Below are 14,230 nucleotides of genomic sequence, written 5' to 3' on the forward strand. Positions count from 1 at the left end.
TTACTGGCAACTTAATGCATTAAGATATATGATTTCACGGCCAATTGCTTGGATTTGCCGAAAAATACTGCCGGAGCCTGTTATGCTTGCCGTGATCGGAGAACATGTTGTTGATTTGCTGCCCACCACCGATGGTCTTTACCGGCCGGCGCTTGGCGGCTCACCCTTTAATGTTGCCATCGCTGCAGCCCGCCAGGGCATCGATGTGCGCTACTTAAGCCCGTTCTCCGACGATCGTTTTGGCCAGCAATTTCTGCACTACTTAGAGCAGCAAGGTGCCCAGTATGGCCTGTCTTTTTTCAGCCGGCAACCCAGCTCGCTGGCACTTATCAGCTTTGATCAGCACCGGCAGCCGGCTTACAGCCTGTACCGCCAGGGGGTGGCCGATCGCGCTGTCAGCTCAGAGCAGCAAATAGCCGCCCTACCCGCCGACTGCCGCCTGCTGCATCTGGGGTCGCTGGCCTTTGAACCCGAGGATGCCAGCCGTATTTTGGCCGTGATGGCTCATGCCAGACGTCAGGGCATTCAACTGGCAATTGATATCAATGTTCGGCTATCGGCAGTGTCTGATGTCAGTTTGTACCGGGAGTTGCTGCTGAAAGTCATCAGCAAAAGCCATTACATCAAAGCCAGTGATGAAGATCTGCAACTGCTGTGGCCTGAACTCAGTGACGAGCAGGCGATTCAGCGCTTGCAACAGTTGGCCCCCAGCGCACTGTTGGCCCTGACCAAAGGGGAGCATGGCGCCAGCCTGTACTGGCAAGCGCATCAACTGCATCAGGATGTGATCAAGGCCGAGCCTTTTGTCGATGCGGTGGGTGCAGGCGATACTTTCTGGGCCAATTTGCTGGCGGCTTTGCTGCGTTTGCAATTGCCAAACGCCGCCGACATCAGTGAGGCAGCCCTTAGCCAGTGCCTGCACCGGGCCATGCTGGCAGCCAGCCTGAATATCCGCCAGGCCGGTTGCCAACCGCCAACGCAAGCTGCGTTGGATCAGGCACTGAGTCAGCCTTAATCATTTGACTCTAAGGTGTTTTCGCTTGATAACTGCTGCAAGCGGGTTTTGGCTTCAATCCACTGCCCCATAAATTTGGTGCTGCGATGGGCATGATGGCGCAGCATCTGGCCGGTAAAGTTGCGTTCGCGACACTTGGTAAGCTGCTCTCGCCGCTGCTCCAGCTCTGCCCAGACCCGCGCTTGCTCAGTGCCAGCGTTAAAACGCTGCGTGAGACAAACAAAACCTTGCTGCTGCGCTTGCAGCCACAAATCTTCGTTTTGATACAGCGCTACCGCCGCATCCACCAAAGCCGCTTCATCATTGGCAATGCTGCCAGGCCAGGGCAAATCACCGTGCATACCCTCGGCCCCTATGGCAGTGGTGACACTGGGGGTGCCTTGTTGCATCGCATCAAGCAGTTTGCCTTTTAAACCGGCGCCAAAAGCCAAAGGAGCCAGACAAACCCGGGCCTGTTGCATCACCAGCGCCGCATCCTCGGCCCAGCCTTTGATGTAAAAACCCGCTTTGGGCTGATGCAGGGCCGTTGCTTTGGGCGGTGGGTACGCGCCGTAGATATGCAGCTCTGCGCCGGGCAATCGGGCCCGGATGGCCGGCCATAACGTGCGTAGCCACAACACCGACTGCCAGTTGGGAGCATGGCGAAAATTGCCGATGGCAATAAAGTGCTGCCTATCAGAAAAAGCCGGACTGCTGCGATTTGGCGCTTCGGCAAAAAACGGGCAATAGCACAGCAGTTCAGCCGGCAACTGGTAATGCTGCATCAATAGCTGTTGTTCGGCCTCGGAAATAACCAGAGTCAGGTCACAGCGGTAGATGGCTGCCACTTCGCGCTTGGCCAGTTCAGTATTTAACTGGTGGGGAGCAAGCGTTAACACATCGCCCTGCCCGGCTTTAAAGGCTGTTTGCCTGGCATCACGCAGCGCATGCAGGTCTTCCATATCCAGAATACGCATTGCTTGCGGGCACGCCTGCTCAACCCGCCAGCCAAATTGCTCTTCCAGCATAAAGCGGTCGAACAGCACCGCCGTTGGCTGCACTTGTGCTACCCAGTCATCAAAACTCTGGTCATTGAGTTCTATACTGTGCTCTGTCACCTGCCAGCGGCTTAAATCAACCCGGTGCGGGCTTTTTTCCGCCGCACTGGCAAAGATCACCTGCCAGCCCTGCTGTCGGTACATTCGAATTAAACTCAGCATCCGGCTGCCTGCCGCCGAGGAGTTGGGCTCTGGCCAGACATAGCCAATCACAATCAGTAAGGGTTCGTTCATTTCATTGGCTTTTTTGCTAACACCTTGAGCTCACCGGCAAAGCTGGAAGCGCTTTAACCAAAGTTGCAGGGCACTCAATCACTTATTGCTTTCGATCATTTGATCTTAATGCATCCAGCCTGCAGTATAACTGAATACGAACAGGAGTTGGCTATGACTTACATTCACACTATTATGGAACGGCTGCAGCACAGCAGCCCGGCACAAACCGAATTTTATCAGGCCGTGGAAGAAGTGTTGCAATCACTTGATCCATTGCTGGAAAACTATGATCGCTACCATCGCCATGCCATTATCGAACGCATGGTAGAACCTGAGCGACAAATCATGTTTCGGGTCTGCTGGATGGATGATGACGGCCAGGTTCAGGTCAACAAAGGCTATCGGGTAGAGTTCAGTTCTACCCTTGGCCCATACAAAGGCGGACTGCGCTTTCATCCCAGCGTCAATGGCAGCATTATTAAATTCCTTGGTTTTGAGCAGGTATTTAAGAATGCCCTGACCGGCTTGCCATTGGGCGGTGGCAAAGGCGGCGCCAATTTTAACCCTAAGGGCAAGTCGGATGCTGAGATCATGCGGTTTTGCCAGGCCTTTATGAATGAGCTGTACCGCCATATAGGCCCAACCACCGATGTGCCAGCGGGCGATATTGGCGTCGGCAGCCGTGAAGTCGGTTACTTATTTGGCCAGTACAAAAAGCTGGTAAATCGTTTCGATGGTGTGATTACCGGCAAAAGCCTGAATAATGGCGGTTCTTTGCTAAGAACGGAAGCCACCGGCTATGGCTGCGCCTATTTTGCCAACTACATGCTGGAAGACCAGAAAACGGGCTTGGATGGCAAAACCTGTCTGGTATCCGGTGCCGGCAATGTTGCGCTTCACACCATCGAGAAGCTGTACCAGTTGGGGGCAATCCCAGTCAGCTGTAGCGACTCCAGTGGCACTTTGTATCATGCCGATGGCATTGATCTGGATTGCCTGCGCCAGCTGAAATCCAGTAGTGATGGCCACTTGCAAGACTACTTGTCCGAACACAGCAAAGCACGCTTTATTGCCAAAGAAGACAATCCCAAAGATGGTCACGCCATCTGGCACTTGCCCTGTGACTTAGCTTTTCCCTGCGCCACCCAAAATGAACTGACTGAAACAGATGCTAAAGCCTTGCTTGATAATGGCTGCCAGGCCGTAATTGAAGGTGCCAACATGCCCTGCACCAGCAAAGCTGTGCAGCAGATCATTCAAGCCAAAAAATTGTTCGCACCGGGCAAGGCGGCCAATGCCGGTGGCGTGGCGACCAGTCAGCTGGAGATGGCGCAAAATGCCAGCATGCAACGCTGGAGTAGCGATGAGGTCGATGAAAAACTGAAAGACATTATGTGTGGCATCTACACCCGCAGCCACGAAGCGGCGGCCGAATTTAATCAGCCTGGCAATCTATTGCTGGGAGCCAATATCGCCGGCTTTCGACGACTGGCGGATGCGATGATAGAACAAGGAGTAGTCTAAAGACTTACAGTGTTTGGCGGCTGATGAATTGCTCAATTTTTTGCATCAGCGCCTCACTGCCGGGCAAATCGGCCCGCAGCAAAAAATGCACATCAATGGTACTTAAAACACGGTAATGGATTGCAGCAGCCTCATTTTCAGGTAACTGCAAAGTGGCGGTTTCTTTGTAATTGAGCAAATAATCTCCCCGGTTCATGCGCAGTGCTTCAATGCCCAGCGCATGCTGATGCACTTCTATCACTTCGCGCACTATGCCATAGTCTGGTTCCAGCATGTGCCTGATGCCACCGTAGCTGAAGCCCCCCATCAACACCACCCTGGCGCCAAACAAATCACCAATCCGCTCAACTGCCGGACGATTATCCAACCAATAGGCAGCCAACTGCATGCTGGTAACAGGCGACTGGCTAATCCGGTATAACCTCTGATCTTTAAGCACCGAGGTCATGACTACGGCAAAATCAAGCGATCCTTCATTTAATAAATGGATCATGCGCCGGGTCGGGTATTGCCCAAAGGTGTAATCACGATCCAGCTCTATCATCAACTCAGCGACGAAGTCTGCAAGACTGCCGGCAGCCTGCCCTTGCTCATCCAAATAATAAAATGGCGGAAAGTGCACAAAGCCCCAGTGCAAAGGCTCTGCTGCAGAAGCTCTCGTTGGCAATAGCCAAAAGCTGATGCTGCAAATAGCGATGTATTTATAAAATTTATTCAATCCTGCCTCTGAAATAATTGCTTAGCTTATTGAATGCATTATCAACTTTACTGAACTGAACCTTTGCTCAGTGTAGCTTAATAGTACCGACTTTCAATCCGAGTATTGCCGGAGATCACGATTGAGCAAGGTGGCTTAAACACGTACAATATCTGGTAGTTTTACCATATATGAGAAAAATGAAATGGCAAAGTCCCTGGCAGAGCAATTGCTTAGTGCTGGTCTGGTCAACGACAAAAAAGTAAAGCAGCTCAAACGCGAGAAGCACCTGGAGCGCAAGCAAGACCCTAAAGGCAAAGCCAAACCCAATGCCGAACAACAGGCTCGGTTGGATCAACAGCGGGCTGAAGCTGCAGAGCGCGATCGTGAGCTCAACCGCCAGCGCAAAGCCGAGCAAGATGCCAAAGCCATGCGCGCCCAGGCTCTGCAAATGCTGCAGCACAACAAGCAGCCGGTGGATGGCGAAATTCGCTTTAACTTTACCGATCCACGCAGTAATAAGATCAAATTTTTGTTTGTCAGTGACAAAGTACAACAACATCTGAGCTCGGCCAAACTGGCCATTTGCGCCTATGAAGACGACTATTATGTAGTACCGCGCCATGTGGCAGAAAAGGTCGCTGAGCGGTTTGCCGAATCGTTGGTTTATCTGGCCGACAGCAGCCAGCAGCAACCTGATGAAGATGATCCTTATAAAGATTTCCCCATTCCGGATGATTTAATGTGGTGATCGGGTTAGTCACTCACTACTTGCAACTTTGCTTAATTTAGCTCACAGTGAAGCTAGTAGGTTACATGTGATCAGGGATGAGCATTTTCACCGGATTGAATGCTGAATGAGCGTATTATCAGGCCGTTGTCTGGCACTGTTGGTGTTATTCACCCTCCCCCTCTTGCTGCATGCGGAAACACAGCAAGTCTTTCGTTTGTCTCCGGATACCGGGCTGAGTCAGGGGCATATTAATCGTCTGCTGCTGGATCAGCATCATCAGCTATGGCTGGCTACCGATGGCGGCCTGGACCGATTTGATGGCTATCGCAGCCGGACTTTTGTATCCGAGCAGTTGCCTGCCAATACGGTTATTTACGACTTGTTTTTTATCAATGAACACCGCTTGTTGGTAGCCACCAGCACCGAAGGGGTACTGGAGCTGGATCTGCGGCATGGAACCACTGAGGTACTGCACAGGCCAAATCCGGAGCTGGCCGACTATAGCGCTGAACTGATTTATCTGATCCGCCCGGATACCAACGAGGCAGCACTCTTTATTGACTCGACCCGGGTGATGACCTTGAAAGATGGGCAACCACAGGTGCTCTTTACTCTGCCAAGCCACGACATTCACCAACATTTTATCCGGGATCTGCTGGCATTCGATCACTATCTGGTCATTGCCAGCAGTCAGGGCCTCTGGCTGCATGATCGCCAGACACATCATAGCTGGCAACTGGATTACCTGGTAGAGCCGAACCGGGACCAGTTGGATAGCAAAGCCTTGGCGCTGAATGAGCAGTATGTATTTGTTGGGACTGTCGAAGGGCTTTACGCGTTAAACAGAGCGGAGCTAGCTCAATTAAGCCAAACAACACAGCGCCAGTCGGTCACGGCAAAAAGCCTTTTGAGCGAACAGAATATTTGGCGCATCCAGGTAGAAGAGCTGCAGTTACTGCTGGGAACCAACCAGGGCCTGTTGGCACTGGATTTATCCAGCCAACAAGTGACCACTTTATTCCAACCCGGCCGCACCCGTTATGCTTATTTTGATGACAGCATTGTCGACTTTACTCAAGACAAACATGGTAATTTCTGGCTGGGTACCCGTGGAGATGGTGCCTACTACTGGCAACCCAATCAGCAACGGTTTACCAACATCATCAACACTGCCCAGCAGCAACCGCTGAGCCACCCCTATGTGTACAGCCTGCTCAGCCATGAAGAAAACTTCTGGGCAGGTACGCAAAATGGTCTGAACCGATTTGAAGTGGACAGCCTGCAAAGTCAGGCTTTTTTGCTAAACCCGGATCCTAAAGCCACCGTATCTGCCAGCACTATCTACAGCATCCGAAAAGCATCATCTCAGCATGGCTTATGGCTGCAAACTCCCTATCAAATCCAGTTGTTTAGCTTGAAAAGTCACCAATTGCAATCACTGCCTGAGGACACAAGCCACATTCTGTCATACCCCCCCTACAGCATGGCCGTTAGCTCCCGGGATCAGCTTTTTGTTCACAATGAGGGAGGCTTCTTTGTGATCGAGCCAAATTTGGCGGTTCGGGTATTAAGCGATCTGGAAACATTTTTTCACAGTGATTGGGCCAGCCATTGGGTTGCGGAGCACCCGGATCAACCTGGCACCATGCTGTTTTATGATAACTTTACCCTGTGGGCGGTTGATCCTAACCAAACAAGCCCGCGGGCGCTGTATCAATTGCCGAAAGGATACCGCCAAAGCAGTGCCTATGTTGAAGGCGTACAAGCGGTTGGAGACAGTCTGTGGTTACTGTTTCAAGGTATAGGCCTGGTTGAGCTGGATCGCAAAACGCTGGCTCAGCGCCAGTTACTTTTTGGCGGAGGCAGCCTGCCCACCAACACCTTGTATCAACTAGAACAGGATGATGCAGGCATGCTCTGGATGAGTAGCCATTCTGGCTTGTGGCGCTTTAACCCGAAAACAGCCAGCTTTCGGCAATTTACCAGCCAGCAAGGCCTGGCTTACAACGAGTTTAATGGCATGAGCGGTACCCGCCTGGCCGATGGCCGCCTGGCTTTTGGCTCAACCCGTGGTATCAGCCTGGTCAACCCGGCGGATTTCATTGAACAGAACCTTGAGCAACCAAGCCTGCTGTTCTCTGAGTTATCGCTATTTTCCCGTGCTCTCCCACCACTGCTGCAACCACAATCACAACACAGCCTGCAGCTACAGCACAATGATTATGGGCTGGGAGTGCATGTGTCCACCTTTAGCTATCGTCAACAAACGGATACGCTTTATCAATTTGAATTATCAGGTCCCAGTGCCATACCTGCTTTTCAAAGCCGAGAACCTTTCCTGTTGTTGCCTCAACTGCAGCCTGGCAATTACCAACTGCAGGTACGGGCTTTCGATCCTATCACAGAGCGCTTTAGCGAGCCTGCCCGTCTAAGCTTGCAGGTGGCCTATTCCCCATGGCAAAGCCCAGCTGCCAGATTCAGTTATGCACTACTGGTGTTGTTGCTGCTGATAAGCTGGCTGATCTGGCGCCAGCGGCAAAAACAACATTTGATCCAACAAAATCAGCAGTTGCAACAATCGCAGCAACGCCTGCAGCTCGCCCTGGATATCGCAGACAGTGATGTCTGGAGCTGGAGTGCCAATGATAACAACTTATTGCAGCCGAAACGGCTGCAACTACTGGGACTAGCTGAACAAGCCTGTTTTAGTTATGAAGACTATGCCAACTACCTTCATCCGGATGACCAGGCCGACTACCTGCACAGCTGGAAAGAATTAAGCGAAGGCTTAAGTGATCACTTCCAGCAAGTTTACCGGGTGCGTGACACTGAAAACACATGGCATTGGTTTAAAGACATTGGCCGCGTTACACAGCGGAATCAGCTCGAGCTGCAGCATGTCTCCGGTATTTTTACCAACATCACAGCCCAGAAACTCACCGAGCAGGAACTGGAGCAGCTGATCCATTTTGATAGCCTGACTCAGCTTCCGAATCGTAGTTTTTTGCTACAACAAATGGATAGCTTGCTGCAACACCCACCCACCAATGGCTTCAGTTTGCTGTTTATCGATTTGGACCGCTTTAAACACATCAATGACAGCCTGGGACATGAGCATGGCAACACCTTGCTACAGGTCATCGCCGCCCGCCTGCAAAGCCAATTACAAACAGGGGAAATCCTGGCACACCTGGGCAGTGATGAGTTTGTTTATGTTTTGCTAAACAACACTCTAACGCATATTTCCCAAAAATCGGATGCCCTGCACAGTTTAATTGCCAAGCCGGTGATGCTGGATCAACAACAAATAAGCATTAGTTGCTCCATAGGCATTGCCTGTTATCCGAACCATGGTTCGGACAGCTATGAGCTGCTTAAATTTGCTGATATTGCGATGGCCTATGCCAAGCGACATGGGGAGATGGATTACGCGATTTTCGAACCCAGCATGCCAGAGCAAACCAGAGCAAAAATGCAGTTGGAGTTTCAACTCAAGCAAGCGATACAACGCCAGGAGCTGCAGAATTATTACCAGCCTATTGTGGATAGTCAGCAGCAACGCACCATCGGGGTTGAGCTGTTATTGCGCTGGAGCAATGAAGGAAAAATGGTACCACCGGATCAGTTTATTCCGATGGCCGAAGAGCTGGATTTAATGGCTGAACTGACCTGGGGTTCGGTGCAAAGAGCCCTGCATGATTTACAACGCTGGCATCAAATTGGTTTGCCTTTGTATTTATCGGTCAATTTATCCGCCAGCCAGCTCAGTTCAGAGTTACTGGCCAGTAGGTTAAGCGCTCTGATCGAGCAAGAAGCGATTGATCCAGTCATGCTGCGGCTGGAAATCACCGAGTCGTCTTTGATGACAAACCGGTTGCAGGCCATCGAGAATATGCAGCGTTTAAAGGCACTTGGCATTCAGCTGTATCTGGACGACTTTGGTACTGGTTACTCGTCGCTGACGTACTTAAAAGACTTCCCGATTGATCTGATTAAAATTGATCGTAGCTTTGTATCGGATGTGCAACCAGGCAGCCAGAATGCCATTCTAAATACCATTATTGCGCTGGCGCGCAATATGCAGCTGCCCTGCATTGCCGAAGGCGTTGAAACACAGTATCAGCTGAACTACCTGCAACAACAGGGCTGCCATTTAATTCAGGGCTATTGGTATTCACCGCCTTTGCCAAAAGATCGCCTGGAGCAGTTTTTGCGTTCAGAGCTGCATACAGAGTAATTACCTCATTTACGTCAAGCTATTGATGAAATGAATATCATCAACCCGAGATAACCGCTTTTTGAATGACGTCTAAAATTTGGCTTAACGAGAGCACCTCGGAAGCAGCCCCAATCTTGATAGCCTCTTTTGGCATCCCAAAGACCACGCTGCTTGCTTCATCCTGAGCAATGGTTGCGGCACCGGACTCCCGCAGCTGAAGTAAACCCCGCGCCCCATCATCCCCCATACCCGTTAACAAAATACCCATCGCGTTTTTTCCTGCATATTTTGCCACGGAATTAAAAAGCACATTCACCGAGGGCTTGTGCCTTGAAACCAAAGGACCATCGCGCAAGACCGTGTAATAAAACGCACCTTGCCGTCTTATTTCAAGATGAAGTCCTCCGTTGGCGATGTATACATGCCCAGATAAGATCCGTTCATTGTGCTCAGCTTCTTTTATCAGTACTGTGGATAGCGTATTGAGACGTTCAGCAAATGCCTTAGTAAAAGCAGCAGGCATGTGTTGTACAACAAGCATACCGGGAGCAGTGATAGGAAGCCGAGGTAATAGATACTCCAAAGCCTGGGTTCCGCCAGTCGAGGTACCGAGCGCTATCAATTGATCGGTGGTGGCCGACATGGCTGTTGACTGACGCTGCTCTTGCAAGTCGTGAGCAACCGTCGTCAAGTGTTTCACTGGTCTGTTCAGAGTTTTGCTAACATGAACGACCGACGCCATTTTAACCTGTGCGGCCGTTTTGACTGCCGCAATCATGGCTGGTGCCATTTGTTGTAGGTAATCTTTTAATCCAGAAGTAGGCTTGGAAATTACTTCAATGGCACCTGCAGACATGGCTTCAAGTGTTGTGGAAGCTCCCTGAGTGGTTAACGATGAGCAAATGATCACAGGCAACGGCTTACTTTTCATGATGGAACGTAAGAATGTAATCCCATCCATTTGCGGCATTTCAACATCCAGCACCAAGACATCTGGCCACAGCAACTCCATCGCTTTCATCGCAAAGATTGGATTGCTGTGGGCACCAACGACCTCCAGCTGGCCATCGGATGCCAGAATTTGCGATAATGTTTGACGCACCACTGCAGAATCATCCACAATCATCACTTTAATGCGGGACGCCATGAGTCTTCTCCGCAGCCGCAACAAGTTCAAAGCAGTTGACCGGCGAGCACTTCACCTCGACTTGCCCTGTAGCCATGCAGATGGTTAGTTTTCGGTACAGTTGTCCCCCCAGATCAGATTGGACAATATCCACATCGAGCTCGTTGAGCATACGACTAAAAGCGCGGATGTTTTTCTCGCCGACAGGATCATGCATTCGCTCGAAACAAAACATATCACCACCACCGAACAGCTTAGCCTGAAAGTCCATCGGTTTTAATTGATGCTTGGTTATCTCTCGACTCAACAGCAGCACAACCTCATCGGCAAAACGAGCGCTCAACCCAGTCGTTGACGTAGCACTTGGGCGGTGAGGCAACAGTGCATGGCTAATGCCTATCAGCTTACGTTCGGGTTGCCACAATACCAAGGAAACACAAGAGCCCAAAATGGTAGTGGCTGTACCTTGTGTTTTACCAAAAAACCAATCACCAGGTTTGAGAAAAATGTCAGTGTTCGCCATGCTGGATCGCCTTTTGGTAGATAGAAGGTTGAATCGCTTTGAGTGGGAGGTTCATGCCATTCAGTGACTCAGAGTGTCCCAAAATTAACAATCCGGATCCTTTCAGATGTTGAAGCAAAGTTCGAATCAAGCGCTCTTTTGCTTCGGGATCAAAATAGATAAGTACATTTCGTAAAAAAATAATATCAAATGCGTTTTCTAACGGCAGAGGTCGAGAAAGGTTGATTTGTCTAAAATCGACCTTTTCCTGCAAAAATCCCTGAATTTTTAGATAGCCATCGTAATCACCCTGTCCCTTTAAGCAGTATTTTTTTAACCATGCTTCGGGAAGTTCTTTGGCGCGGGTTAATGGATAAATTCCTTTTTCAGCCGTACTGAGCATCCGTTGCGATAAATCAGACGCAAGTATTTTCCACGGCCTGCTTTCAAAATGCTCATACATCAGCATTGACAGCGTAAATGGCTCCTCACCGGATGAACAGGCAGCACTCCATATGGCTGGGGGCCTTCCCTCACGCCAGGAGGTGAACAGACGATCTAAAAATTCAAAGTGCTTCGGCTCACGGTAAAAATACGTTTCATTGGTCGTCAACAAATCAATTGCCAGCTGTTTTTCAGCCGCATGGGCTGGTTGCCTGATGAACGTCAGGTACTGCTGATAGCAATCGATATTGAGTGCATTAAGCCGGATATTAAGACGACCACAGATTAAGCTCTTTTTTTGGCTGGATAGCCGAATGCCCGACTCCGCCTGAAAAAAGCGAATGACTTGCTCCAACTCAGCGTCTGTAATGCGATGGTGCTGCATAATCACTCCTTAAAACTTTGTAAAGTCACCGTCGGAGCTTTTTGCTGTTTTGGCTTTATCGGAGCGGTTGGGTGCTGTATCCGCAGGCAAATCGCTGGTAAGCAACCTTGTGTCGTCGCGACTGAGTTTAAAATAACTGACCAGTTGCATGAGCATTTCTGCTTGTCCGGACATTTCTTCGGCGGTGGCAGCCAACTCTTCCGAAGCAGACGCATTTTGCTGAGTGGCCTCGGTTACTTGAGACATTGATTCATTGATCTGCCCGACACCAGCCGACTGCTCATCGGATGCCGCCGCAATCTCCTGCACCAAATCCGATGTTTTGCCAATGGCAGGGACAATTTCGGCCAGCAGTGAACCTGCGCGCTCAGCTTTTTGAACGGAACCCGAAGCAAGCTCAGATATTTCCTGGGCGGCTATCTGTGAACGTTCAGCCAGCTTTCGAACTTCGGCTGCAACTACAGCAAAACCTTTGCCATGCTCACCGGCTCTAGCGGCTTCAATAGCAGCATTCAATGCAAGCAGATTGGTTTGATAGGCAATATCATCCACAATGCCTATCTTAGAAGCGATCTGCTTCATGGCTTGCACTGTTTCCTGGACAGCAGCACCGCCCTCGGACGCTTCTTTAGCCGCCTTAGATGCCATACCATCGGTAACTTTGGCATTCTCTGCATTTTGCGCAATGGAGGCGGTCATTTGCTCTACTGCTGCAGAAGTCTCCTCAACGGACGCCGCTTGCTCACTGGCTCCCTGTGCCAGAGATTGCGCTGTTGAAGACACTTCGGTCGATGCTTGAGCTAAAGATTCTGAATTGCTACGCACATCAGCAATCACGTTTCTCAGGCTTGCGATGGTACCGTTGACGGAGTCTTTTAATGACTGATAAGTCCCCTGATAGTCGCCTGCCACCAAAACATCAAGCTCACCTTTTTGCAGACCTTGCATCACAGCCGCCACTTCAGTAATCGGGGTCTCGGTTCGAAGCAATACATCATTCAGACGCTCCACAATCAATGCAAAGCTGTTGTCAAAGCTTCCAGCATCAGCTCTGTGCTGGAGATTCCCAAGTGTCGCTTGTTCGGCTGTTTCAAGGATAGCCTCAGCAACTCCAGTTAATGTCTGTGATAGTGTCGCAGTGGCAGCAGCCATATCTGCCAGCCGCCCTTCACACGCCACTTCGGGTCGTTGCTTTAAATCGCCCTGACTAACAGCCTGAATGACCCGAACATTATCATCGATTGACAGCTGTAATGTGTCCATAGCCTGGTTGAACAACACAGCGACTTGTTGCATCACGCCGTCCAGCTGTTCCGAATTCATTCGGACATCAAACTGCCCTTTTGATAACGCCGTGAAGGCTTCACCAAATTGCTGCTCCATTAACTGGTCCCTGCGCAACAGCTCAGTGATATCTTTCCATTCGACAATAGTGGCCAAACGATCCTGCTGATCATTGAAGACCGGTGTAATAATCAGCTCTAAGGTAAGCTCCTGAAATCGTAAAGTGGCCGTGTGAGGCTTTCGCAAACTGCCAAGCATACTGCGCTGATGCGATGGTTGTTTATGAAATAGGTCAATATTGGTACCAACCACCTGATTGGCACGAAAACCAGGAATCAAAGCCTGGATATTTGGCTCTATCCGGTCCAGTGTCGCCGCCATGGAACGATTGATGTAAATGATGTTGAGATCAGTATCGGCCAGCATGATATTGGCTGTGCTTGCATCCAGCGCGGTTCGTACCCGAAGGTTCTCTTCTGCAACAATTTTTTCTTTTTCTAAATAGTTTTTTTCCTGCTGTTCACGCGCTAGCTGTTCCGTTAAATCCTGCCACTCAACCACAGTACCAATTCTGAGACCATTGTCATAAACAGGAGTTACCAACAAGGTAAAAGAGCGCCCACCGATTAACAGTCTGGTCCGGTGTGGTGATTGCAGCTTATCGAGCATACCACGTTGGTGGGATGGGTTTTTATGGAAAAGATCGATGTTGCTGCCAACAATTTGCGCGGCATTAAACTTCGGAAGATCCTTTTGAATATCGACTTCAGCGGTTTGCAGCATCTGCTGCAGTGAGTGATTGACATAGATAATGGTGTAATCGGCATCGGCGATCATGATATTGGTTTCGACCGCATCCAAGGCATTTTGCTTGATTGCACTCTTGGCAAGATCATCGATAATGCCATTGATTTGTTGAGCTAGTTCATGGTGATAACCGCTGAAGTTTTGACTCGGAAGCAAAGCTCGACGCCCGTCTTCATGAGCCTGCAGCGCTTTGGTTAAACTGCTGGTTTGCTTGTCGGTAAAAAAATTTAAAATGGCCATT

10 protein-coding genes are annotated in these 14,230 nt (G+C 50.1%); 4 read left to right on the plus strand and 6 right to left on the minus strand.

The genetic code is table 11. The features are described from left to right. Positions 1-82 precede the first annotated feature (82 nt). On the plus strand, positions 83-1,015 hold the full coding sequence (locus tag QWY20_RS12590; protein WP_330129361.1) for a carbohydrate kinase family protein: 933 nt from the start codon (positions 83-85) through the stop codon (positions 1,013-1,015). Here QWY20_RS12590 and QWY20_RS12595 read toward each other — a convergent pair. Beyond that, entirely contained in the window at positions 1,012-2,286 is a 1,275-nt protein-coding gene (locus QWY20_RS12595) for a glycosyltransferase (RefSeq protein WP_330129362.1), read from the minus strand. The two genes, QWY20_RS12590 and QWY20_RS12595, sit on opposite strands and share 4 nt — an antisense overlap. A 153-nt stretch (positions 2,287-2,439) precedes the next feature. Between QWY20_RS12595 and gdhA the strand changes: the two genes are divergently transcribed. Continuing rightward, a complete protein-coding gene (gdhA, locus tag QWY20_RS12600) occupies positions 2,440-3,792 on the plus strand; it encodes an NADP-specific glutamate dehydrogenase (protein ID WP_330129363.1) in 1,353 nt (450 codons plus the stop codon). 4 nt (positions 3,793-3,796) lie between these two features. Here gdhA and QWY20_RS12605 read toward each other — a convergent pair whose 3' ends face one another. Next, complete coding sequence (locus QWY20_RS12605) at positions 3,797-4,510, minus strand: substrate-binding periplasmic protein (RefSeq protein WP_330129364.1); 714 nt, start codon at positions 4,508-4,510, stop codon at positions 3,797-3,799. A gap of 184 nt (positions 4,511-4,694) precedes the next feature. On the opposite strand from QWY20_RS12605, the gene QWY20_RS12610 reads away from it, so the two are divergent. Both QWY20_RS12610 and QWY20_RS12615 read left to right on the plus strand, forming a co-directional pair. Beyond that, the gene (locus tag QWY20_RS12610; RefSeq protein WP_330129365.1) at positions 4,695-5,240 is read left to right on the plus strand and encodes a DUF2058 domain-containing protein; all 546 of its coding nucleotides are present in this window, start codon (positions 4,695-4,697) and stop codon (positions 5,238-5,240) included. A 106-nt stretch (positions 5,241-5,346) separates the two neighbouring features. Further along, complete coding sequence (locus QWY20_RS12615; RefSeq protein ID WP_330129366.1) at positions 5,347-9,459, plus strand: EAL domain-containing protein; 4,113 nt, start codon at positions 5,347-5,349, stop codon at positions 9,457-9,459. Positions 9,460-9,499: 40 nt separating this feature from the next. Here the strand turns inward: QWY20_RS12615 and QWY20_RS12620 are convergent, their stop codons facing one another. From QWY20_RS12620 to QWY20_RS12635, 4 genes are read right to left on the minus strand one after another with little or no spacing between them, the layout of a single operon-like run. Then, complete coding sequence (locus QWY20_RS12620) at positions 9,500-10,588, minus strand: protein-glutamate methylesterase/protein-glutamine glutaminase (RefSeq protein WP_330129367.1); 1,089 nt, start codon at positions 10,586-10,588, stop codon at positions 9,500-9,502. Continuing rightward, on the minus strand, positions 10,572-11,090 hold the full coding sequence (locus QWY20_RS12625; RefSeq protein WP_330129368.1) for a chemotaxis protein CheD: 519 nt from the start codon (positions 11,088-11,090) through the stop codon (positions 10,572-10,574). Before QWY20_RS12625 ends, QWY20_RS12620 begins: the two co-directional genes overlap by 17 nt. Further along, a complete protein-coding gene (locus QWY20_RS12630) occupies positions 11,077-11,898 on the minus strand; it encodes a CheR family methyltransferase (protein WP_330129369.1) in 822 nt (273 codons plus the stop codon). Before QWY20_RS12630 ends, QWY20_RS12625 begins: the two co-directional genes overlap by 14 nt. A 9-nt stretch (positions 11,899-11,907) precedes the next feature. Next, positions 11,908-14,229, minus strand: coding sequence for a methyl-accepting chemotaxis protein (locus tag QWY20_RS12635; protein WP_330129370.1), 2,322 nt, complete (start codon positions 14,227-14,229; stop codon positions 11,908-11,910). Between the last annotated feature and the right edge of the window lies 1 nt (position 14,230).

Origin of the sequence: Alkalimonas cellulosilytica (assembly GCF_036325985.1) — a bacterium.
Taxonomy (GTDB): domain Bacteria; phylum Pseudomonadota; class Gammaproteobacteria; order Enterobacterales; family Alteromonadaceae; genus Alkalimonas; species Alkalimonas cellulosilytica.